Origin of the sequence: Flavobacterium sp. 316 (genome assembly GCF_000967805.1) — a bacterium.
GTDB classification, from domain to species: Bacteria; Bacteroidota; Bacteroidia; order Flavobacteriales; family Flavobacteriaceae; genus Flavobacterium; species Flavobacterium sediminilitoris.
The window spans coordinates 1-23,426 of record NZ_JYGZ01000004.1 but is presented as its reverse complement, the minus strand read 5'-3'; the positions used below and the strand labels follow the sequence as shown (position 1 = coordinate 23,426).

The 23,426-nt window shown below is 29.3% G+C and carries 20 protein-coding genes; 12 read left to right on the top strand and 8 right to left on the bottom strand.

Annotated elements, in window-relative coordinates; translation table 11 throughout:
- Positions 1-59: 59 nt before the first annotated feature.
- Both SY27_RS08945 and SY27_RS08940 read right to left on the bottom strand, forming a co-directional pair.
- Positions 60-938 (bottom strand): NAD kinase, encoded by an 879-nt coding sequence (locus SY27_RS08945; protein WP_045969407.1) that lies wholly within the window; start codon positions 936-938, stop codon positions 60-62.
- A gap of 31 nt (positions 939-969) precedes the next feature.
- Complete coding sequence (locus SY27_RS08940; RefSeq protein WP_045969405.1) at positions 970-1,629, bottom strand: CBS domain-containing protein; 660 nt, start codon at positions 1,627-1,629, stop codon at positions 970-972.
- A 96-nt stretch (positions 1,630-1,725) separates the two neighbouring features.
- On the opposite strand from SY27_RS08940, the gene SY27_RS08935 reads away from it, so the two are divergent.
- The 8 genes from SY27_RS08935 (at position 1,726) to clpX (ending at position 10,213) form a co-directional block, all read left to right on the top strand.
- Positions 1,726-2,439, top strand: coding sequence for a pyridoxine 5'-phosphate synthase (locus SY27_RS08935; RefSeq protein ID WP_045969403.1), 714 nt, complete (start codon positions 1,726-1,728; stop codon positions 2,437-2,439).
- Positions 2,439-3,200: an alpha/beta fold hydrolase gene (locus tag SY27_RS08930; RefSeq protein ID WP_045969401.1), complete on the top strand. Its 762-nt coding sequence runs from the start codon at positions 2,439-2,441 to the stop codon at positions 3,198-3,200. The genes SY27_RS08935 and SY27_RS08930 overlap by 1 nt, the downstream gene beginning before the upstream one ends.
- 118 nt (positions 3,201-3,318) lie before the next feature.
- Positions 3,319-4,551 (top strand): OmpP1/FadL family transporter, encoded by a 1,233-nt coding sequence (locus SY27_RS08925; RefSeq protein WP_200894148.1) that lies wholly within the window; start codon positions 3,319-3,321, stop codon positions 4,549-4,551.
- A 17-nt stretch (positions 4,552-4,568) separates the two neighbouring features.
- Complete coding sequence (locus tag SY27_RS08920; protein WP_045970203.1) at positions 4,569-6,230, top strand: lipase; 1,662 nt, start codon at positions 4,569-4,571, stop codon at positions 6,228-6,230.
- 84 nt (positions 6,231-6,314) lie between these two features.
- On the top strand, positions 6,315-6,659 hold the full coding sequence (locus SY27_RS08915; protein ID WP_045969397.1) for a phage holin family protein: 345 nt from the start codon (positions 6,315-6,317) through the stop codon (positions 6,657-6,659).
- A 100-nt stretch (positions 6,660-6,759) separates the two neighbouring features.
- The gene (gene tig / locus SY27_RS08910; protein WP_045969395.1) at positions 6,760-8,085 is read left to right on the top strand and encodes a trigger factor; all 1,326 of its coding nucleotides are present in this window, start codon (positions 6,760-6,762) and stop codon (positions 8,083-8,085) included.
- Between the two features lie 166 nt (positions 8,086-8,251).
- Positions 8,252-8,911: an ATP-dependent Clp endopeptidase proteolytic subunit ClpP gene (clpP, locus tag SY27_RS08905; RefSeq protein ID WP_045969393.1), complete on the top strand. Its 660-nt coding sequence runs from the start codon at positions 8,252-8,254 to the stop codon at positions 8,909-8,911.
- A 69-nt stretch (positions 8,912-8,980) separates the two neighbouring features.
- Positions 8,981-10,213, top strand: coding sequence for an ATP-dependent Clp protease ATP-binding subunit ClpX (clpX, locus tag SY27_RS08900; RefSeq protein ID WP_045969391.1), 1,233 nt, complete (start codon positions 8,981-8,983; stop codon positions 10,211-10,213).
- A 109-nt stretch (positions 10,214-10,322) separates the two neighbouring features.
- Here the strand turns inward: clpX and SY27_RS08895 are convergent, their stop codons facing one another.
- Together SY27_RS08895 and SY27_RS08890 are read right to left on the bottom strand one after the other, a co-directional pair.
- Positions 10,323-11,888 carry an OmpA family protein gene (locus SY27_RS08895; RefSeq protein WP_045969389.1) on the bottom strand — a complete coding sequence of 522 codons (1,566 nt, stop codon included), beginning with the start codon at positions 11,886-11,888 and terminating at the stop codon, positions 10,323-10,325.
- A gap of 344 nt (positions 11,889-12,232) precedes the next feature.
- Entirely contained in the window at positions 12,233-13,759 is a 1,527-nt protein-coding gene (locus tag SY27_RS08890; protein ID WP_045969388.1) for a GH3 auxin-responsive promoter family protein, read from the bottom strand.
- A 100-nt stretch (positions 13,760-13,859) separates the two neighbouring features.
- On the opposite strand from SY27_RS08890, the gene SY27_RS08885 reads away from it, so the two are divergent.
- From SY27_RS08885 to SY27_RS08875, 3 genes are all read left to right on the top strand, one after another.
- The gene (locus tag SY27_RS08885) at positions 13,860-14,651 is read left to right on the top strand and encodes a DUF2797 domain-containing protein (RefSeq protein ID WP_045969386.1); all 792 of its coding nucleotides are present in this window, start codon (positions 13,860-13,862) and stop codon (positions 14,649-14,651) included.
- A gap of 96 nt (positions 14,652-14,747) precedes the next feature.
- Positions 14,748-15,107, top strand: coding sequence for a hypothetical protein (locus SY27_RS08880; protein ID WP_045969384.1), 360 nt, complete (start codon positions 14,748-14,750; stop codon positions 15,105-15,107).
- Positions 15,108-15,213: 106 nt separating this feature from the next.
- Positions 15,214-15,741: a ferritin gene (locus SY27_RS08875; protein WP_045969381.1), complete on the top strand. Its 528-nt coding sequence runs from the start codon at positions 15,214-15,216 to the stop codon at positions 15,739-15,741.
- Between the two features lie 52 nt (positions 15,742-15,793).
- Here SY27_RS08875 and SY27_RS08870 read toward each other — a convergent pair whose 3' ends face one another.
- The 4 genes from SY27_RS08870 to sppA all read right to left on the bottom strand — a co-directional run bounded on the left by SY27_RS08870 (position 15,794) and on the right by sppA (position 21,511).
- Complete coding sequence (locus tag SY27_RS08870; RefSeq protein ID WP_045969379.1) at positions 15,794-16,051, bottom strand: (2Fe-2S) ferredoxin domain-containing protein; 258 nt, start codon at positions 16,049-16,051, stop codon at positions 15,794-15,796.
- Positions 16,052-16,243: 192 nt separating this feature from the next.
- Positions 16,244-18,859: an AsmA-like C-terminal region-containing protein gene (locus tag SY27_RS08865; protein WP_045969377.1), complete on the bottom strand. Its 2,616-nt coding sequence runs from the start codon at positions 18,857-18,859 to the stop codon at positions 16,244-16,246.
- 86 nt (positions 18,860-18,945) lie between these two features.
- Positions 18,946-19,656 carry a queuosine precursor transporter gene (locus SY27_RS08860; protein WP_045969375.1) on the bottom strand — a complete coding sequence of 237 codons (711 nt, stop codon included), beginning with the start codon at positions 19,654-19,656 and terminating at the stop codon, positions 18,946-18,948.
- 88 nt (positions 19,657-19,744) lie between these two features.
- Positions 19,745-21,511 (bottom strand): signal peptide peptidase SppA, encoded by a 1,767-nt coding sequence (gene sppA, locus SY27_RS08855; RefSeq protein WP_045969373.1) that lies wholly within the window; start codon positions 21,509-21,511, stop codon positions 19,745-19,747.
- A 116-nt stretch (positions 21,512-21,627) separates the two neighbouring features.
- On the opposite strand from sppA, the gene folK reads away from it, so the two are divergent.
- On the top strand, positions 21,628-22,767 hold the full coding sequence (gene folK / locus SY27_RS08850) for a 2-amino-4-hydroxy-6-hydroxymethyldihydropteridine diphosphokinase (RefSeq protein ID WP_045969371.1): 1,140 nt from the start codon (positions 21,628-21,630) through the stop codon (positions 22,765-22,767).
- Positions 22,768-23,426 lie beyond the last annotated feature (659 nt).

The following is a 23,426-nucleotide window of genomic DNA, read 5'->3' as shown; positions in this document are numbered from 1 at the left end:
TCCTAAATATAATGGTTTAATACAAACGCAAAAAAAAGTTAAAAGTTATGTTTTGTAAATTAATTTCTTCTGTCTTCACCCCAAAGTAGTTTTTTTCTTATTGTTTTTAAAAAGCCTTCTTCAGAAAATTCAATCATATTTATTTCAAAAGGAGTTTTTTTAATTTTTAGAAGTGTTTCATTTGTTACTGATGTAATTCTAGAATCAAGAGAGACTAAATACTGTTCTTCTCTTCCAGAGACTTTTAATTCAATTTCAGTGTCATCGGGAATTACTAATGGTCTTGCGTTTAAGTTGTGTGGAGCAATAGGTGTAATAACAAGGCTTTTTACTTCAGGAGTTAATACAGGTCCACCGCAACTTAAAGAATAACCTGTTGATCCTGTTGGAGTTGATATGATTAATCCGTCTGCCCAATATGATGTTAAATATTCTCCATTTAAATATGTGTCAATTGTAATCATAGAAGTAGTATCTTTTCTGGAGACTGTAACCTCGTTTAAAGCAAAATTTAAATCAACTAAATCAGGATTTCTGGGTGTACATGTTAAACTTAGAAGGCTTCTTTTTGAAATAGTATATTCCTTAGATAATATTTTAAGTAGTAAAGGTTCAATGTTTTTAATTTGCACAGTTGCTAAAAAACCAAGCCTTCCAGTGTTGATTCCAACAATAGGTATTTTTTTGTTACGAACATATGTTACCGCTCTTAATATTGTTCCATCTCCACCAATGCTGATAAGTGCTTCAATATTATCTTCTAATTCGTCATGATTAGCATATGTATTGCATTTGTTCTTCAAAGAAGTTGTTATGCTGTTGAAAAATTGTTCCTCAATGATAATGTCTACATTGTTGTCAATTAAGACTTGTAAAACTTTTTCAATAATCTCGTCTGTGGCGGATTGATAATATTGGCCAAATATTGCAATTTTCATAATGTTTCCTTTTTTGATGTTGACAATTTGGTTATATATTTAAATACTTATCAAGATAATCAGAACGGTCTTTTAAATTTTTTAAGTAAGTGTCTTCTTGATGCTCTGATATTATTTCATATTCATATCTACGAAATGTTTGTATAATATCGTTTAATCCGCCTAAGTTGATTTTTAAAGTAAATTCTATAAAGTTGTTGTCAATTTTAGAAATGAAAAGACCTAAAAGTTTTGCATTATTGCTTTCTACAATTTGAGCAATTTGACTCATAGAGAAATTATTTGCTTCTTTTCTTATTATTAAAAGGTTTCCTGTTTCTTTTAAAAATGGAGTTTCATGGAAAAATTTAATAACATCTTCCAATTCATAATAACCAATATATTTATTTTGATCATTTAAAACAGGTAGAATATTTGTTTCGTTTTTTGCAAATTCTTCTAATACATCTAGCCAAATCATCTCAGAACGCACATAAAAGCGTTTGAAATCATAACGGTTATCGCCTATTGAGGCGTTAGAGCTTAATGTTTCAGAATCATCTTTAGTTATGCATCCAATGTATATACTGTCTTCAGTTACAGGAAAATGAGTATATGGGAATTCAGAAAACAACTCTTGAGCATCGATAATCTTTTCTTCACTCTTTAACGGTTTTATGTCGTTGTTTAAAAAGTCAATTAATGAGTTCATTGTGTATATTAAGCTTATTTTTAATGCAAAATAATCAAAAATAGGTTATCAAAGCTATTTATACTTTGTATTTTTGTAAAGTTAATAAAAAAGAGAATGACAAAGTTATCAGTAAATATCAATAAAATAGCAACTCTAAGGAATTCTAGAGGAGGTAATGTGCCAAACTTGTTAGTGGTTGCAACCGATGTACAACGTTTTGGAGCAGAAGGAATAACAATACATCCAAGACCAGACGAAAGACATATCCGTTATCAAGATGCTAGAGATTTAAAACCAATAGTTTATACAGAATATAATATTGAAGGAAATCCAGTGAAGAAATTTATGGATTTAGTTTTAGAAGTTAGGCCAACTCAAGTTACTTTAGTTCCAGATGCGGACGATGCATTAACTTCAAGTGCAGGATGGAATACTATAAAACATAAAGATTTTTTGGTTGAAGTGATTTCGGAATTTAAAAGAAATAATATAAGAACGTCAATTTTTATTGATCCAGTTGTTGAGATGATTGATGGTGCGAAAAATACAGGAGCAGATAGAATTGAATTATATACAGAAGAATTTGCGCATCAATATTCATTAGGAAATGAAAAAGGTATTGAGGCTTATGTGAAAGCCGCTTTGAGGGCAAATGAATTAGGGTTAGGAATTAATGCAGGACATGATTTGAGTTTGGATAATATTAAATTTTTTAAAGATAATATCCCAAATTTATTAGAAGTATCTATTGGTCATGCTTTAATTTCGGAATCTTTATATTTAGGTATTGAAAATGTAGTAAATATGTATCTTCAAAAATTAAAATAATGATTTTTTCTAAAATAGAAGGAGAAGGAAAACCGTTTTTGATAATTCACGGTTTTTTAGGGATGTCTGACAATTGGAAAACACTAGGTGTTCAGTTTGCAGAACAAGGTTTTCAGGTACATTTGTTAGATATGAGAAATCATGGAAGAAGCTTTCATTCAGATGATTTTAACTATCAGTTAATGGCAAAGGATGTATTGGAATATTGCAACTTTCATCAATTGAAAGATGTTGTTTTGTTAGGACATTCAATGGGAGGAAAAGTTGCTATGGAATTTGCTTGTTTGTATCCAGAATACGTTAATAAGTTTATTGTGGCAGATATAGGACCGAAATATTACGCACCACATCATCAAGATATCTTGGCAGGATTGAGTGCAATTGATTTTGAAACAAAACCAACAAGAGGTGAAGTAGATGAAATATTGTCAAAATATATATCCGATTTTGGAACAAGACAGTTTTTACTAAAAAATCTATATTGGAAAGAACAAGGGCAGTTAGCATTTCGCTTTAATTTGAAAGCACTAATTGCTAATATTGTAGAAATTGGAAAGCCTCTTTTCGATGCTGCAAAATTTGAAAAAGAAGTGTTATTCATAAGAGGAGGGAATTCTAAATACATTTTAGATGAAGATGTTCCTTTGATTGAGAATCAGTTCCCAAGTATGAAATTAAGGACTATTGATAACGCAGGTCATTGGTTGCATGCTGAACAGCCAAAAGCATTTTATGATTATGTTATCGAATTTATTAAATAAAATAAAAATATTATGCATTCATAATATTTTTGGATAAAAAATTGTAGATTCCATATTTTATTATAATTTTGAAAGATAGATGATAATAAAATCAAAGAAAACTAACACATTTTAAATTATGAGAAAATTACTTTCTTTAACATTAATGGCTTTAGCGAGCTCAACTGCTTTTGCGGGCGGTTATAGAGTAAGTATTCAAGGTCAAAAGCAATTAGCTATGGGACATACAGGTGTTGCTGTAGTGAATAGTGCTGAGGTTGCTTTTTTTAACCCAGCAGGTATGGCATACTTAGACAAAAAGTTTAACTTGTCAGTAGGAGCAAATGCTTTGTTCTCAAAAACTAGATTTCAAAATTCAGAATATAATTGGACAGCTAGTAGTGATAATGTTGGAACTCCTTTTAATGTTTATGCAACATATAAATTAAACGATTGGTTAACGGCTGGTTTAGCAATTTATACACCTTATGGAAGTGCTGTAGAATGGGATCAAGATTGGCAAGGAGCACATTTAGTAAATAATATTGATTTACAAGCAATATTTATTCAACCTTCGATATCTATAAGAGTTGGAGAGCATTTTAGTATTGGTGGTGGACCAATTTATGCAACAGGATCGGTTAATTTTAATAGAAATCTTCAGCCTGCTGGTGGATTTTTAGGAAATGCAGATGTAACTATCGATGGTACAGGTATTTCTGCATGGGGATATAATGTTGGTATGATGTTTAACCCAACAGAAGATATTAGATTAGGATTAAACTACCGTTCAGAGATCACAATGGAAGCTCGTGATGGGGATGCTACTTTTGCAGATGTTCCAGCGGTGGCTCAAGGTATCTTTTCAAATACAAAATTTGATGCTGATTTGCCTTTGCCTGCTGAATTAACAGTGGGATTCTCTTATAAGGTAACTGATAAGTGGTTGGTTGCATTTGATTATAATTACGCTTTATGGAGTGCTTATAAATCATTAGATGTTGATTTTGAAAAGCCAGAAATTCCAGATTCACATAACCCTAGAAATTACAAAAACGCTAGTACATATAGATTTGGTACTCAGTATATGGCTAATGATAAATTTACTTTTAGAGCAGGGTATTACATAGATGAAAGCCCAGTTCAAGATGGTTATTTCGCTCCTGAAACACCAAGAAATGATTCAATGGGATTCACAGGTGGATTAACGTATCAATTTACTAGCAAATTAGGAGTTGATTTATCATTCTTATATTTACATTTTGATGAAATTGATAATTCTTACGATTATTATCCTGATGGAAGTACTTTTGGAGGTACTTATAAATCATCAGTTTTTTCTCCAGGAGTAGGTGTAACATATAATTTCTAATCTTAAACAAAATGAAAATGAAAAATAAATTTATATATTTAGCTGTTCTGGCGGTTGGTTTTACATCATGTGAACCAGAATTTGAAAATGATGTAGATGCAGATTATACTTCGGGTGAAGCAGATTTCTCTTCTTATGTTGCTATTGGAAATTCTTTAACTGCTGGTTATATGGATGGAACAGTCTATAAAAGTGGTCAAATGAACTCTTTTCCTAATTTATTGGCGCAAAAATTTGCTTTAGTAGGTGGTGGTGCTTTTACTCAACCGTCTTATGAAGATGATGTTAATAATTTAGGAGGATTTGTTTTAGGAGGAAATCCTATAGTTGTAGGTGGAGTTAATCAATTTAAAACAAGATTGGTTATCGATGCTTCTGAAGGAAGACCTGAAAATATAAACGGAATGTCTACTGTTGAAATTTCTGATTTGCAAACAACGGCTTATAATAATATGGGAATTCCTGGAGCAAAATCATTTCATTTAGGAGTTCCTGGATATGGAAATATCGCAGGTGTAGCCTTAGGTCAAGCTAATCCATATTTTGTTAGACATGCAACTTCTGCGAGTGCAACTGTTCTAGGAGATGCAATGACTAAAAACCCAACTTTCTTTACAAACTGGATTGGAGCAAATGATGTGTTATCTTATGCTACAAATGGTGGAGCACAAGCTGACGGAATGACTGCTGCAATTGATAATAATGAAACTAATAATACTAATCCAACAACTTATGGAGGAAATGATATTACACATGTAGGTGTTTTTGCAAGTGTATACACAGGAATAATAAATACTTTGACTTCAAGTGGAGCAAAAGGAGTAGTAGCAACAATTCCAAGTGTAACATCTATTCCTTATTTTACTACCGTACCTTACGCACCTTTGACAGCTCAAGGACTGGGTAAGCCTTTAGTTCCTCCTGGAAGTGATCTAGCAACTCAAATTGCAGCAGGGACAGCAGTAATAAATCAATTAAATGCTCAATTGTATGGACCTTTAGATGGAATTTTTACTGCATATGGAGAGCCAAATAGACTTAATCTTTTATCAACGACTTCTGTTAGTCCAATATTGATTTATGATGTTGATGCAACTGATAGATCAAATGAAATTACAGCAGCTTTAACTCCTACTTTTGGTCCTGCTCTTGCGGCTGAAATAGGACAAGCTTTTGGAAAAGCACGTCAAACTACAGCTAATGATTTGCTTGTTTTGCCAGCTTCTTCTGTAATTGGTACTCCAAATGCAAATGCTTCTGGAAATTTAGCAGGATTAAATTTAAATTTAAACGGTGTGTCATATCCGATTGCAAATAGATGGGTGTTAACAGCTAATGAAAAAGCAAAAGTAGCTAGTGCAATAACAGGATATAATAATGCAATTGTGTCTATTGCGGCTTCTAAAAATTTAGCAGTTGCAGATATGAATGCAATTTTAGGACAATTAGTTACAGGTCTTAGAGTAAGTTCAGGACAAATTTATACAGCAAATTATTTCAGTGGTTCTGCAACTGAAGGTGGTGTTTTATTCTCGTTAGATGGAGTGCATCCTAATGCTCGTGGTTACGCAGTTATAACTAACGAAATTATTAAAGTAATAAACCAACATTATGGTTCAAGACTTCCTTTGTATTATGTTTCTAGTTTTAATGGGATCAATATAGTTCCTGTGAATTAAATAAAGTATAAAATTAGAATTAAAATATTTTATAAAAAGAGACATCGTTTAGATGTCTTTTTTTTGTATCTTTAAAATAAAAAAATGAATTTAATAGTACGACTTTTGATAACAACAATACTGGTTGTTATTATTGGAAATTTTTTACCGGGAATAGAAGTAACAAATTATAAGACAGCAATTGCAGTGGCAATTGTTTTAGGATTGTTAAACGTTTTTCTAAAGCCATTACTAGTGTTACTTACTATTCCAGTTACTATTATTACCCTAGGATTATTCTTATTGGTCATAAACGCATGTATAATTTTAATAGGAGATTACTTCATAGATGGTTTTCATGTGGCTGGTTTTTGGAGTGCATTTTTATTCAGTATTATCTTGTCAATTGGTCAATCAATCTTAAATAGTATATTTATAGATAAAAAATAAAATTTAGATAATTGAAATTCAATTAATTAAAAACTTGTTTGGGTTGTAAAAAATATATAATTTTGCAACCCAAATTTCATGACATTTAAATAATAACATAATGAATATTACAAGAGAGCAAGTTGATGCTTTAAATGCAGTTGTTACAGTTGCAGTTACTAAAGAAGATTACGCAGAAAAAGTAGAAAAGATATTAGCAGATTATAGAAAAAATGCTAATATTCCAGGATTTAGAAAAGGAGCTGTACCAATGAGTTTAATTCAAAAACAATATGGTAAAGCGGTTCTTTTAGATGAGGTTAATAAAATATTACAATCTTCATTAAATGATTATTTAGTAGAAGAAAAGTTAGATATATTAGGAAATCCACTTCCAAAAGTAACGGAAGACTTTAATTGGGATAAGGAAGATTTTACTTTCGAATTCGAATTAGGATTAGCACCTGAATTCTCAGTTGATTTAACAGAAAAGTCAAAAGTGTCAAAATTTGATATAGTTGCAGATGACAAAATGTTAGAAGAACAAGTTGAGCGTATTCAAAAGCAATATGGTAAAATGATTTCTCAAGACAAAGTAGCAGAAGACCATACTTTAAGAGGAACATTTACAAACGAAGAAAAAGGAATTAATAATACTACAAATATTACATTAGATGTTTTTGCTGATAAAAAAGTAGTAAAACAGTTTGTAGGTAAAAAAGTAGGCGATGTTGTTGAATTATCAACTAAAGGACTTTTTGATGATGATCATAAATTAATGGATTATTTAAAAGTATCTCATGATGATGTTCATGGACTAGATGTAATAGTTGCGTTTACTATTGAAGAAATTAATTCAGTAGAAAAAGCAGAATTAAACCAAGAGTTATTCGATAAATTATTTGGAGAAGGAACTGTGACTTCTGTTGAAGAATTAAAAGCAAAAATAAAAGAAGATGCTGAAGTTCAATTTGCACAACAAGCAGATCAAAAATTCTTAAACGATGTTATTGAGTCGCTAATTGAGAATACTAAATTTGATTTACCTTCTGAATTCTTGAAAAAATGGATACAAACTGTAGGTGAAAATCCATTGTCTATTGAGCAGGCAGAAGAAGAATATGTTAAATCAGAAAAAGGATTACGTTACCAGTTAATTGAAAATAAAATTATTGCAGATAATAATCTACAAATTCAATTTGAAGATTTAAAAGCACATACTTCTGAATTAATCAAGAAGCAAATGGCTCAATTCGGACAATTAAATCCTACTGACGAAGAAGTAGAAGGAATAGTTGCACGTGTACTTTCTAATCAGGAAGAAACAAAACGTTTATCAGAACAAATTATGAGCGAAAAAATGCTTGCTCTATTTAAAGAGAAGATAAATGTAAAAGCTAAAAAAGTAAACTATCAAGAGTTTATCAAAGAAATGTATGGAGAATAATATCTCATAAAAAATAATTATCTTTGAGCGTCAAACTAGTTTTGGCGCTTTTTTGTTCTAAAATAAATTTAGAATCTTTAAAGTTTTATTAAAAATTCTTATCATTGAAAAATAATTAAGAACTTTAAACTTTATAAACAGTAAACTTTTAAACTATTCAAAAGAAATGAATTACGGAAAAGAATTTAAAAAATATGCTACAAAGCATCATGGAGTAAATAGCTTGTATTATGATAAAATTGTAAGCAGTATGACTCCTTATATTATTGAAGAACGTCAATTAAATGTAGCGTCTATGGATGTGTTTTCACGTTTAATGATGGACAGAATTATATTTTTAGGAACTGGAGTAGATGATTATGTGGCAAATATAATTCAAGCTCAATTATTGTTTTTAGAAAGTGTTGATGCTTCAAAAGATATTAGTATTTATATTAATTCACCAGGAGGAAGTGTTTACGCAGGATTAGGAATTTATGATACAATGCAATTTGTAAAACCTGATGTAGCAACAATTTGTACAGGAATGGCAGCGTCAATGGGAGCGGTTCTATTATGTGCTGGTGCAGAAGGTAAGAGATCAGCATTACCACATTCAAGAGTAATGATCCACCAACCATCAGGAGGAGCTCAAGGAGTTGCAACAGATATGGAGATCAATTTGAAAGAAATGTTGAAGTTAAAAGAAGAATTATATCAAATCATTGCGAAACATTCAAAACAATCTTATGACAAAGTATATAAAGATAGTGAAAGAGATTATTGGATGATTGCTGCTGAAGCAAAAGAGTATGGAATGATTGATGAAGTGTTAATTAGAGAATAAATTTAGTATCCAGTAGTAGTACTTAATGTTTTTATTGTACTATAAACTGTTTACTGCTAACTAATAAGAATGGTAAAAGAAGTATTAGAATGTTCATTTTGTGGAAGGAAAAAGCCAGAAACTAATTTGTTAATAGCAGGGATAGATGCCCATATTTGCGACAGATGTATTGAACAAGCACACGGAATTGTTTTAGAAGAATTAAAACAAAATGGTAAAAGTGATCTTTTATCAGAATTAGTATTGCTAAAACCAAAAGAAATTAAAGCATTTCTTGATGAATATATAATAGGGCAAGATCAAACTAAAAGAGTTATGAGTGTTGCTGTATATAATCACTACAAAAGGTTAATGCAAAAGCAACTCGATGATGAGGTTGAGATTGAGAAAAGTAATATTATAATGGTAGGTCAAACGGGTACAGGAAAAACATTAGTTGCAAAAACAATTGCAAAAATGTTAAACGTACCATTAGCCATTGTTGATGCAACAGTATTAACAGAAGCAGGTTATGTAGGTGAAGATGTTGAAAGCATTCTAACTCGTTTGTTGCAAGCTGCTGATTATGATGTGGCAAAAGCAGAAAGAGGAATTGTTTTTATTGATGAAATAGATAAAATTGCCCGTAAAAGTGATAATCCATCAATTACAAGAGATGTTTCAGGAGAAGGAGTGCAACAAGCTTTGCTTAAACTTTTAGAAGGAACCGTTGTAAATGTTCCACCAAAAGGAGGAAGAAAACATCCAGACCAAAAATTTGTTGAAGTAAATACTCAAAATATTTTATTTATTGCTGGTGGTGCTTTTGATGGAATTAATAGAATTATCTCGAAGCGTTTAAATAGACAAGCAGTAGGATATAGTTCATCAAAAGATACTAATGCAATTGATAAGGAAAACTTGTTACAATATGTAATTCCTAAAGATTTAAAAGACTTTGGTCTAATTCCAGAGATTATAGGAAGATTACCTGTTTTAACACACATGGATCCTTTAGATGCAGAAACATTAAGATCTATTTTAACTCAGCCTAAAAACGCTTTAATTAAGCAATACAAGAAGCTTTTTGAAATGGACGGTGTTGTTTTTTCAATAGAAGAAGATGCACTTTTGTTTATTGTTGAAAAAGCATTAGAGTATAAATTAGGAGCTAGAGGTTTAAGATCATTATGTGAAGCTATTCTAACAGATGTGATGTTTGATTTACCAAGTTCATCTGAAAAAGAATTAAATGTTACTAAAGAGTTCGCAGAAAATAGTTTAAATAAAAATTTATTAAGACGATTAAAAGCTGCTTCATAAATTGTGACTAAAAAACGTAGATAAAAAAATCCCGATAAAATATTTATCGGGATTTTTTTTAGCATAAAGCTTATGAACAACTTGAAATAAAATATTTAAATGGTTTGCCTTAATTTATATTTATTTTAAATTCAACTCGTCTATTTTCTTGATCTTGCACTTTAGTACAAACATTACATTTGTTTAAAAGTTGAGACTCTCCAAACCCTTTAAATGTTAATCGTGATTTATCAGCTCCTTTGTTAATAAGGAAATCATAAGTAGATTTAGCTCTTTTTTCAGATAGAGTTTGATTGTATTTTTCAGGTCCTTTACTGTCAGTATGAGCATTAATTGAAATTTTCATATCTGGATTTTCATTTAATAAAGAAACAACTTTAAGTAAAGTAACTTGAGACTCTTTTTTAATTGTAGCTCTATCGAAATCAAAGAAAATTTTATCTATTGAAAGATTATTGTCAATAGGCTTGATTTCAGATCCTTTAACTTTTAAAGCAATAACTTCATTTATTTTAGGATTGCTTATTGATGGTGTTATTGTTGTTGTTTCAGTGTTGTAACCATCTTTGTTAGAAACAATTTTATATTGAGTTAAAGGGCTTGATTTTATTGTAACCTCGCCATTCTCATTTGTTTTTGTTTCTGTAATTTTATTTCCAAATTCGTCTGTAATTAAAACATCTACATTTGGTAGTTTTGTGTTTAAATTATTTTCAACAACAGAAATAGTTAGTTCTTGTTCTTTTTGTTCAGTTGTAAAACGATAAACATCAAAATCTTCTCTATTGTCAATTTTGTTAATAGATATGTATCCTTTATTTGGTTCTGCCAAAATAAATGAAACCTCGTCTTTTTTAGTATTTAAACTAGGACCTAAATTTACAGTGTTAGTGTAATTGTTATTTGTAATAGAACTTCTGAAAACATCATATCCACCATATCCATTATGTCCTTCAGAAGAAAAATAGATATATTTATTATCAGAAGATATAAAAGGATATTTCTCGTTACTACTTGTATTTACATTGTTCCCAAGATTTTTTATGTTAGTGATGGTTCCGTTTTCAGTAATATCAGCCGAATAAATATCATAACCGCCATAACCACCAGGCATATTAGACGAAAAGTATAACTTGTTGTCAGAATGATTTAAAAAAGGAGTTTCAACAGAGTAATCATCAGTTGTAATCTTTAATTCGGTGATATCTTTCCAATATCCTTGAATGTCTACATCTAAAGAAGCTTTGTAAAGTTTAAAATTGCTCGATTCTCCGTCTGTTTGAGTATAGTATATTGTGTTTTCATCTTTAGAAAAAGTCATAGCTCCTTCATTGTTTTCAGAGTCTAATACTTTAGAAAATTGAAGAGGATATGATAAATCCAATTCTTTGTCTACATCTGTACAATAGATATTATTATTGTAGGTATTTAGAGATTTGTTAAATGTAGTTTTTGTATGTCTTCTTTTTTTATTAGATATAATTAAAAACTTATCTTTAAAAAAAGTAGTTCCAATTTCAGATAACTCTGAGTTTATTCCAGTTTCAGATAGTGTGAAATGTAATAATGAGTTTGGATTTAGTTCGTCCTGATTTTTTGTTGAATTGTTGGTATTGTTATTTTGTGATAATCCTATGAAAGGAATACTTAGTACACAAAAAAATAATTTTTTCATATTATTTGGTTAATTTAATCCTTAGCGGGTGCAAATATTAAGGTTTAAATTTTAAATATAGAAGGATTATCGGTTAATTGTTAAAAAAACTCGTTATATAGTAGTGCTGTGAAAATGAAAGTCTTTTTTTTAGATAATCAAGCTTATAGTGTTGTTGTTCAGTGATTTAGTTGCTTTAGTGTTTTTAAAACATAAATCAAAATTTTCACTGTGTTTTTTTTGTAGATTTATATCTACATTACATCTTCTATATGGTCCACATTTATATCTTCTTGGCCCACATGATGTAAAAAAAAGAGTAGAGAAGACTATGATGAGTAAAGATTTAGATTTTATTTTCATTTTCAATATTGTTGAGGGATTTGTATCTTTAATAATTCTTCTAAATACTTTCTTTCATTAGAAAGCCTAGGTATTTTGTGTTGACCACCTAATTTATCATTCTCTTTTAGCCAGTCGTAAAATAAATTAGGTCTGGCTACATTAATAATTAACGGATTTAAGGTCATATTATTATAGCGTTTAGCTTCATAGTCAGAGTTTAAGAGTTGTAAATTTGTATCTAATAAAGTTGAAAAAGCATCTATATCATCAGGTTTGTTTTTAAATTCAATAATCCATTCGTGTGCTCCTTTTTCTTTATCTTGCATAAAAACAGGAGCAACGGTGTAGTCAATTACCTCACAGTTAAGTTCGCAACACGTTTTAGCAATTGCTTTGTCTGTATTCTCAACCATTAACTCTTCTCCAAAAACATTTATGTGATGCTTTGTTCTTCCGCTTACAATAATTCTATATGGATCTATTGAAGTAAAACGAATAGTATCGCCTATTAAATATCTCCATAATCCTGAATTTGTTGTAATAACTAAAGCATAATTTTTATTGAGTTCTACCTCATGTAATGGAATAACTCTCTGGCTCAGAGTGCCAAAAGTATCCATAGGTATAAATTCATAAAAAATACCATAATCAAGCATTAATAAAAGTTCATTTGAATTGTTCTGATCTTGTATAGCAAAGAATCCTTCAGATGCATTATAAATCTCATAATAGCGGAAATTATCTTTTGGGAATAATTTTTTATACTGTTCTCTATAAGGATCAAAACTTACTCCGCCATGAAAGTAAACCTCGGCATTTGGCCAAATATCTAAAATATTGTTTTTTCCAGTTTCTTCAAGTGTTTTATTAAGAAGAACCATTAACCAACTAGGAACTCCAGCCAAACTAGTTACGTTTTCTTGTATAGTTTCGTTAATAATTGCAGGTAATTTTGTTTCCCAATCACCCATCAAAGACGTTTTATTGCTAGGTGTTGAACTAAATTCCGCCCAAATAGGCATATTGTCAATTAAAATAGCAGATAAATCTCCAAAAAAAGTATTGTTATCTTCATACAATTGTTTGCTGCCACCTAACCGAAGGCTTTTTCCAGTAAAAAGCTGAGAATTTTCATTGTTGTTTAAATATAAACATAATAAATCTTTACTCGCTTTATAATGACAAAGATCTAATGCTTCAGTACTTACAGGTATGAATTTGCTTTTAGCATTGGTGGTTCCACTAGATTTTGCAAACCATTTTATAGGGCTATTCCAAAAAATATTCTGAGTACCTTTTCTGGTTTGTTCAATTAATGGCTCTAAGTCTTCATAACTTGAAACAGGAATTCTTTCGGAGAAAGTTTGATAATTTTTAATACTTGCAAAATCATATTGTTTACCTATAATCGTGTTTTCTGCCGATTTTAATAAGCTATATAGTAATTCTTCTTGTACTTCATGAGGATATTTTAAAAACAATTCCATTTGATGAATTCGTTTCTTTAAAATCCAAGACGCAATTGAATTTATTAATGGAAGTGGCATTTTTTAGAATTACAAATTATGAATTATAGAATACGAATGATAACTTTACCAAAAATAACATTTTTTTTAAATCTTTTACTCATTAAAATTAAAAAAGCGCATGACTTATAGAGGTGTCCTTCAAAAAATGCAAACTGAATTAACGAGCCCTATTCAATATTATTTAGTTTTTGAAGATAGTTTTTTAAATGTAAATCAACTGTTAGGAAAAGAGATAGAAATCCAATTTGAAGGATTTCAATGTCTTAATTGCGGAAAGCAAAAAAAAATTTTTAGACAAGGTTTTTGTTATGATTGTTTTATGAGTAGTCCAGCAGTAGGAGATTGGATTATGAAACCCGAATTGAGTACTGCACACTTGGATGTTGAAGATAGAGACTTAGATTATGAAAAAAGAGTACAATTACAACCTCATATTGTATACTTAGCTTTGTCAAGTGAGGTAAAAGTGGGTGTAACTCGAAAAACACAGGTTCCTACACGTTGGATTGATCAAGGTGCAATACAAGCAGTACCTATTGTGGAAGTTCCAAATAGATATTTAGCAGGAATAACAGAAGTAGCTTTGAAAAATCATTTTGCAGATAAAACTAGTTGGCAAAAAATGTTAAAAAATGATGTTTTGATAACTGATCTGCAAGAAGAGAGAAAGAAAACCTTCAATTGGATTCCAAAAGAAGTACAACAATACTTTCCAGAAGAAGCAATGCTCTACAATTTAGAGTTTCCTGTTTTGCAATATCCTAAAAAAGTAAGTACTTTAAATCTTGATAAAACACCTTTGTATACAGGAAAAATAACTGGAATTAAAGGACAGTATTTATTGTTTGAAGACGGAACTGTTTTTAATATTAGAAGTAATGAAGGTTATGTTGTGAAAATTAATGTATAGGTAAACAATATTAACGCGTTGTTTATTTAGATTAAATATGAATAATTTTGTAGTTAAAATATAAGTTATTAAATTTGCATCAAATAATTGAGGTTTATGGTTGTAAATAATAATTTTGAAAGCGATATTTTGTTTGAAAGTAAAAACGGATATAGTTATCAGTGTGATATAACAAATAGCATAGTAATTAATTTTGGAGGCATAACGTCAAAATATAAAGTTCAAGATTTTTTAATTTTTCAAAGAAAAGTAAATAGTGTTAATATCTTAGATATGCTATATGACTTATCTGATACATGTGATTTTAAATTAATTGAAGCTACTCAAAAAAAGTTTTCTAGAAATCTTACCATTTGTGAAATTGTACAACTAAGAGAATTGTTAAACGGAACAAAATTTACATTAGTTCTTAATTCTATGCTTAATGAAGTGTTAAGCGATGTAACTATTTTGTAGTTTTAATTGCGACTATTTTATTTAGATTAAATTCAAATTTTTAAAGGAATTATTAAAGTAGGGTTTATTTTCGTAAATTTATGTTTAAATATAAAAATTGCGAGAAATGAAAGATTTATTGAGAAGAAATTCATCATTACATGAAGGAGTTGAAAAATTATTAAACCTACAATCAAAGATAGAAAGTGATGCATCTACTAAATATTTAGCAATGGCAGCATGGCTAGATAGAAATGGATTTGAAGAGACAGCTGCTTATATGTATAAGCAATCTGAAGAAGAACGTGAACACTTCCTTAAAGTGTTTAAATATATTACCGAAATGGGAGGAATTGCTATAACTCCAGAAGTATCACAAGTACAACAAGAATTTGATTCATTTAGAGAAGTTTTTGAAATTGCTTTGCAGAATGAAATTGCCGTAACAAATACAGTAAACAAAGTAATTGCAAAGTGTAGATTAGAAAATGATTATGCTACAGAAGAATTTATGATGTGGTATGTTAAAGAACAAAGAGAAGAAGAAAAAAATGCTCGTAGAGCATTAGAACTTTTTGATTTAATTGATGAAGATTCTGCTTGCGGTAAATTTGAATTAGATAAGCAAATTGCAAAAATTGGTTCAAACGAATAATAGTTTAAAGAACAAGAAAAAGCCCTTTATAATTAATTATAAAGGGTTTTTTTTATAGAATCATCTTATTGATTATGCTTTTTGCTTTGTCTAAATCTACTTTTTCGAACCATTCATTTTCAGATTGACAATACAATATTGGAGCATTTTTACAGCGATCTGAACATTCCATTTTGAAAATCTCAATTTCTTTTTTTAAATGGTTTTCTTTAATAACTGTTTTAAAATGCTTTCGTATTTCTTTATGCTTTCCACATTTACTCCCATTGCAAAGAAATAAAGCTTTTGCAGGAAATTCAATCTTACTCATAACTTATGAAGTTTAAAAGGACAAAGATAAATGTTAATATTCTAAGTTTAGAAATTTTAGCTTAAATTTTAGCTAATGATGTCTAAATGAAATAAATCAGTTCTTAGTTCCACAATTGATTGAAAAGAAATTTAGATAAAAAAAGGTTGCCAAAAAAATGACAACCTTAGATTTATTAATTTATTGTATGATTTATTCTTTCTTTTTCTTTCCACCTAATAGACCACCTAAAACATTTTTTACTTCATTTTTAATATCTTCTTTTGGAGTGGTTGTTTTTGTAGAATCTGTAGCTGAGGTAGTAGTGTTGTTTTTGTCACCACCTAATAAATTACTTAAAGCACTTGTGCCTTGACCAACTAATTTGTCTTTTTGCATTTTTACTATTTGTGAAGCCAAATTAGTAGTAGCTTGCTTTAAGTCTGTTTTAACGGTTGGTTTGCTAAAGTTTCCTCCTAAATTAGCAGTAATAGGGATATTTTCTAATTTTTGTTGTTCTTCAGGTGTTAATTTAGATAATAAAGAAGAAACTTCTGTGCCTAAATATTTCGCAGGAACATCAAATTTTACATCATAGTTCATTGATTGATCAAAACCATGTGTTCCACCTACAACCATATTAATGTCTTGATACTTTAAATTCATTGGTTTTAAAGCTACTTTACCATCTTTAAATGATAATGATGCTTTGATGTCGTTTAAGTTTAATTTACTAACGTCTAAGAATTTTACATTAGAACTTAAAGCAGTTAATAAAGTTGAGTTTTTTTCGTTTACAGTAGCCGATAATAATTGACCTACTAAATCTCCAGAGATTGTTTTTAAATCAGGAGTCATATCATTCGTAAGATTTCCTGATAATTTTATAGTAGAATTTAGTTTTCCATTAATTGTATTTGCAATAGGTGCAATACTTTTAAGCATGTCTAATTGTGTGAATGATTCTGCAATATTAACAGAATTTAATCCTAAATCCATATTGAATTTTGGCTGATTTCCTTTTGTAGAAACTGTTCCAGTTAAACCAATGTTTCCACCAAAAATATCCATTTTTAAATTGCTTAATGTGATCGCTTCATCTTTGATGGCTAAATTACCAGAAACATTTTTTAAATTCAAATTGTCATATATTACAGTACCAGCATTAGCGGTTAAATTACAATCTAAGAAAGAAGGGATTTTTATAGCTTCTGTTGTTTTTTTGCCATCTTCAGCAGTAGTTGTAGTTGGAGCCATAAAATCAGAAACGACTAATTTTGTCGAATTCATATTAAAGCTTCCTTTTAAAACTTGTTTTTTAAATAAGAAGCCATAAAAATTATCTAAACTTCCAGCTACTTGAATATCTGAATCACCTGTTTTAGCATCAAATTCATTTAATCTAATTTGGTTTGGATTGAATGTTATAGAAGTGTTTTTAATTTCGAATGGTTTAGCCATTTCTGGTCCTTCATATTTAAATCCACTTAGGGAAATATTTCCTGCATTTTGTATGTTTTGATACTGACTTGTTTCAACTGATTTCATGTCGAATTTTGTGGTTACATCAGCTTTTAAAATTCCAGATAATGGTTTGTCTAATTTCACAGGATAAGCTTTTGTAACATTAGCAAGGTTTATAGTCCCTTTTAAAGCAGCATCAACTAATGCATTTTGCGTTAGGTTTCTAATATTTGCTTTAGCATTAAATATATCTTGATCTATGGTAAACGATAATTGATCTAAATTTACATATGTATCATTCATTATGCCTGTTTCGTTTACAATGTGAGTGTCAATTACAATGTTTTTTACTGATTTTGGTAAATCAGGATATTGGAAAGAGGCATTGTTTGAAGCTAATTCAATATTAAACTTAGGAATTGTAGTTTCGGTAAGCTTACCATCTACTTTTCCAGATACTTTAAATTCTCCTGTTGTTTTCACTTGATTTATATTTCCAGCATAAGCTTCAGGAATTAATCCTAAGAAATTTTTAAAATCAGAGGTTGGGGTTTTAAATGTTAGATTGTATAGTTGTCCTTCTTCCAGTAATTGAATGAAACCATCAAATTCTAATGGAAGTTGGTTTATTAAAGCTTTATTGTTTTTAAATTCATATTTACTATTGTCTAAATCAATACCCAAAACAGCATCTAATGATAAAGCAATGTTTTTAATGAAACTGGTTTTATCCATTTCAAAAGATACTTTAGTCGTTGTTTTAGTATCTAAATCTAATTTTTGAGCTGCAAAATTTCCTTTTCCTTCATGGTTAATGCTATCTAAAACCATTTTCATTTTTGATCCTTCATCAACAAAGGTAAAACGCATATTTTTTACACCATATTCTTGTATGTTTAAAGCAAATGGCTTGCTCTCTTCCTTTTTAGAATCTTCTTCTTGGTTTTTTAAAGCAATATCAAAATTACCTAATCCATCTTTGTTAATAATTACATTTACAATGGCGTTATTACTGCTAAAACCTTGTAAATTCATGGGTTCATTTTCGCCTTTAAAAAGTTCTTTAATGCTCATTTTTAAATTTAATTCTCCAGAATAAAACAAAGTATCACCTTCAAAAGGGGCTTTGTTTATAATGCTTAATTTATCGATGGTAACATTAGCATTTGGAAAATTTTTAAATAGGCTTAAATCTACATCTTCAAATGCAACTTTAGCATCAACATTTTCGTTTATAGATTTTAAAACTAAAGCTTTAATTTTATCTTTAAATAAAAAGGGAATAGCCGCTAAAGCTATAACTGAAACTAGAACAAAGATTCCTAGTCCTTTAAGTATTTTTTTGAAGTTGATTTTTTTAGACATAATTACTTATTTTTTCTAAATTATATTTATTATATCACAAATGTAATACCAAAATATTGAAAATTAGATCCTTTAAGATAAAATTATTAATTGTCTATTTGGAGTTCTTCATTTGGTTTTAAATTGAACTTTTTTCGAAATAAATAAACGATTAAGTATAGAAATGGAGTATCTATAAGTGCAATAAATGTTTTGAAGGCAAAACCACTAATAAATAATTTTCCAAAAAGATGCCATGGTAAAATTTTAAAATAGCATAATAATAAAAGAACGGAAAGTGTATCTACTGCTTGAGAAGTAATGGTAGAAAAATTATTGCGTAACCAAAGCATTTTACCATTAGTTAGTTTTTTCCAAAAATGGTATATTTGAATGTCGACATATTGTGCTGCTAAATAGGCTAGCATAGAGGCTAAAACAGCCAAGGCTGTTTGTCCGAATACTTTAGTGAAAGTTTCATTGTTAATAGGGGAATTTTCTATTGCAGGAACATAGTTAGCAATATAAACAATACCTAAGGAAAAGACAGAAGCAAAAATACCAGTTGTAACAATCTGATTGGCTTTCTTTTTCCCGTAGATTTCAGATATAATATCTGTTACTAGGAATGTAATAGGATATGGTATTATTCCAACTGATATTTCAAATAATTTAGCACCAAAAATTGTTGCGTCTCCAAAAGGATACCAGTAAAAAAATTTTTGAAAAATAAGATTGGAAACCACTAATGAACAGATGAAAAGACCTGCTAAAGTAAGGTAAATACGTTGTGCTAAAAGTTTATCTTTAATACTCATGTATCAAATGTAAGAAACGCAAGGATAATAAAAAAGCTATTTCAAACAATGAAGTTGAAATAGCTTTTAAAAATAGTAATAATAAATACTAATTTATTTTCAATTCAAAAGGCATAATTGCTTGAATTCCTTTTAATTGATTTGCTCTCTTTATTTGTTCTAATAATTGATAACCTTCTTCACCAATTTGCTCTTTTAATAAAGCATCTTTTGATTTAAACATTGAAATTCCTGTAAAGTTTCCTAAAAGATCTTCGAAACTTTTTTCATATTCAGGATAATTCTCAATTCTATAATCTTTGATTTTAGCAATTTTAGCGGCATATTTTAATGCTTCGTCAAGTCCTCCTAATTCGTCAACCAAACCATTTTTTAAAGCATCTGTTCCTGTCCAAACTCTACCTTGTGCAATTGCATCAACTTGTTCTGTTGTCATTTTTCTACCAGTTGCTACTCTGTTTAGGAATGTAGCATATACATTTTCAATGCTTTCTAATGTTTGATTTTTGAAATTCTCATCCATTGGTTCAAATAAACTATATCCAGCAGCATTGTCGTGTGTTTTTACTTGTTCTGCATTAATACCAATATTTTTAGCTAGTTGATTCATGTTTGGTAGCATTCCAAAAACACCAATTGATCCAGTTATTGTACTTGGCTCTGCGAAAATTCGATCTGCATTACAAGCAATATAATAACCACCAGAAGCAGCAACATTACCCATAGATACCACTACTGGTTTTACTTTTTTTGTAATTTCAATTTCTCTCCAAATTAATTCAGAAGTTAGAGCGCTTCCTCCAGGACTATCAACACGTAAAACAATGGCTTTTACATCATCATCATTACGAGCTTCTTCGAGAGATCTTTTAATAGAACCTTCTCCAATAATATTTATATCTCCTTCACCACCTCTTATTTCTCCTTGAGCATATATAACGGCAATAATTTCTTTTTTAGAATAATCAGAAGTGGATGTTCCTACTTTTTTGGCATATTTTAAAATGCTGACTTTATTATAGTCGTCATTTAATTTTATTTTTAAATTCTTTTTTATTGCATTATGGTATTCATCTTCATAGCTAACTTTATCTACTAAGTTTTTTGCTAAAGCAAGTTCAGGAGTTCTAGCACCTAAATTATTTGCAACTGCATTTAAACTGTCAATTGAAATTTTTCTACTTTTAGATATATCAGTAACAATAGTATTCCAAACAGAATTTAAAAGAACGCTAATTTGTTCTCTGTTTTCAGGACTCATTTCTTGGTTTAAGTAAGGCTCTACAGCACTTTTGTACTTTCCATGACGAATTACTTCCATTTTTATTCCTGTTTTTTCTTGTAGTTCTTTCATGAATAAAATTTCAGAAGAAAGTCCTTTAAAATCTAATTCTCCTACAGGATTTAAATATAAAGTATCTGCAACAGAGTTTAAATAATAATTACGTTGTGTTAAAAAGTTAGAATAAGCAACTACAAATTTTCCTGATTTTTTAAAATCTTCTAGTTTATCACGCAATGCTTTACTTTGAGCTAAACCTAATTGTGATTGATTGTTTAAAATAGAGATTCCTTTTATTTTATTGTCTTTTTTTGCTGCATTAATAGCATTCAGTACATCAATTACACCATCATGGTTTGTTTCAAAATAGTTAAAATCTTTAAAATTAACTTTTCCAGCATAATCTAGCGAAACAGTTGATAAATCTAGTTCAATAACAGTATTGTCTTTTACATTAACAGCATCTTTGTCACCGCCCATTATAGCTCCTAAAAAGATTAACCCAAAGAAGAATACCATACAAAATACAAATATTCCAATAACGGTGGCCAGTACATTTCCTAAAAATTTCATTTTCTACTCATTTAATTTAATACATAAGTCTTATAAACGATTAAAATGTTACATGTTCATAAAAAAAACTAAAAACCTAAATAAGAAAACTAAAAATGTTTGTTATTTTGCCAAAGATGAAAAAGCAACATCAAGTTATAGTTTCTATAGGAAGTAATCAAGGGAATCGACTAGATAACCTTATTACTGCTATTTATTTTATTCATAAAGAAGTAGCTACCGTTATTAAAGTTTCTAAAGTGTATGAAACGCCTTCTTGGGGCTTTGAAAGTGAATCTTTTTATAACGGTGCATTATTATTGCATTCGTTTAAGCCTGCACAAAAGATATTGACGCAATTACTTGCAATTGAAAAAAAAATGGGACGTGTGCGTTCTGGAGAAGAAGGGTATCAAGCTAGAATTATAGATTTAGATATCATAGCTTTTGATGAGGAGGTTATAGAAACAAAAACATTGCAAGTTCCTCATAGTCAAATGCAAAACAGGAAGTTTGTTTTGTTTCCAATGCATGATTTAAAATTAGATTGGATACATCCTGTTTTAAAAAAATCAGTAGCTGAATTAATTGAAGAAACATTAGATAATAGTAATTGTGAAATTGTAACAGAAATAGTTTCTCCAATTGATAAAATAGGATTAAAAAAGTATAATTACATTGCAATTGAAGGCAATATAGGAGCAGGAAAAACAACATTAGTAAATAAAATTGCAGAAGATTGTAATGCCAAGCTAGTCTTAGAACGTTTTGCAGATAATCCATTTTTACCTAAATTTTATAAAGATCAGAATAGATATGCTTTTCCTTTAGAAATGTCTTTTTTAGCAGATAGATATCAGCAATTAACAGATGATTTAGCGCAGTTTGATTTGTTTAAGGATTTTATTGTAGCAGATTATCATAATTTTAAATCGTTGATTTTTGCAAAAATCACACTTCAAGAAGATGAATATCGTTTGTATAAAAACATGTTTGAAATAATTCATAGAGAAACACCAAAACCTGATTTGTATGTTTATTTATATCAAAATACTGATCGTTTATTAGAAAATATAAAAAAAAGAGGGAGAAGCTATGAACAAGATATTCAAGCAGAATACTTAGAAAAAATTAATAGAGGATATTTAGATTATATTAAAACGCAGACTAATTTAAAAGTATTGGTTATTGATGTTTCTACTTTAGATTTTGTAAAAAAACAAGAAGACTATGTTTTTTTATTGGAAGAAATTCAGAAAAAAATAGAGAGTGATTGATTTGAGGAGAGTTATACACACAGACTTGTTAATCTTCTTAACAGTAAAATAGTAGCCTTTTTTTGTTGCAATACAATAGTCTCACATTTTATATTCTTGTGATAAAATATCTTTCATTTTTCACTAAAAACCGCAAAAGAAAATAAGCCATAGGGTACCACAACTACTACTTTGATAAGGGGTATATACGGGGTTGATAGGGAGTATATAGGGAGTATCACCGTCTTTGACTCGTCCTAAAATAGCTATACAGTTTATTAAATTAATCCTGTTTTAACTATACAAATATAGTTTTTAACCCTCCATTTACTCTTGTGATCTTTTTTTTATTTTCAAAATAAAAATCACAACATAAAAACAACACGGAATTCATGAATTCCGTGTACTACTTTAAAAAAAAGGATGCTTCATTGTATTATTCTAACTATTTTTAAAAAAAATAACATTTGACGCAACCTTTTTTACWTTTTGATACTCTATAAGAATAAGRTTATTAAAAAAAAGATAAAAAAAAGGCAYGGTCTTTGTAACTTTTTTATACGATTAATCGTATAAAAAGTATAGAACAGTTAAAAAGTACGTATTTATACGTACAAAAAACATTGAAAAATACGTATTTATACGTATTGACCGGTATCTTTTTAAAAACTAGCTTTGAC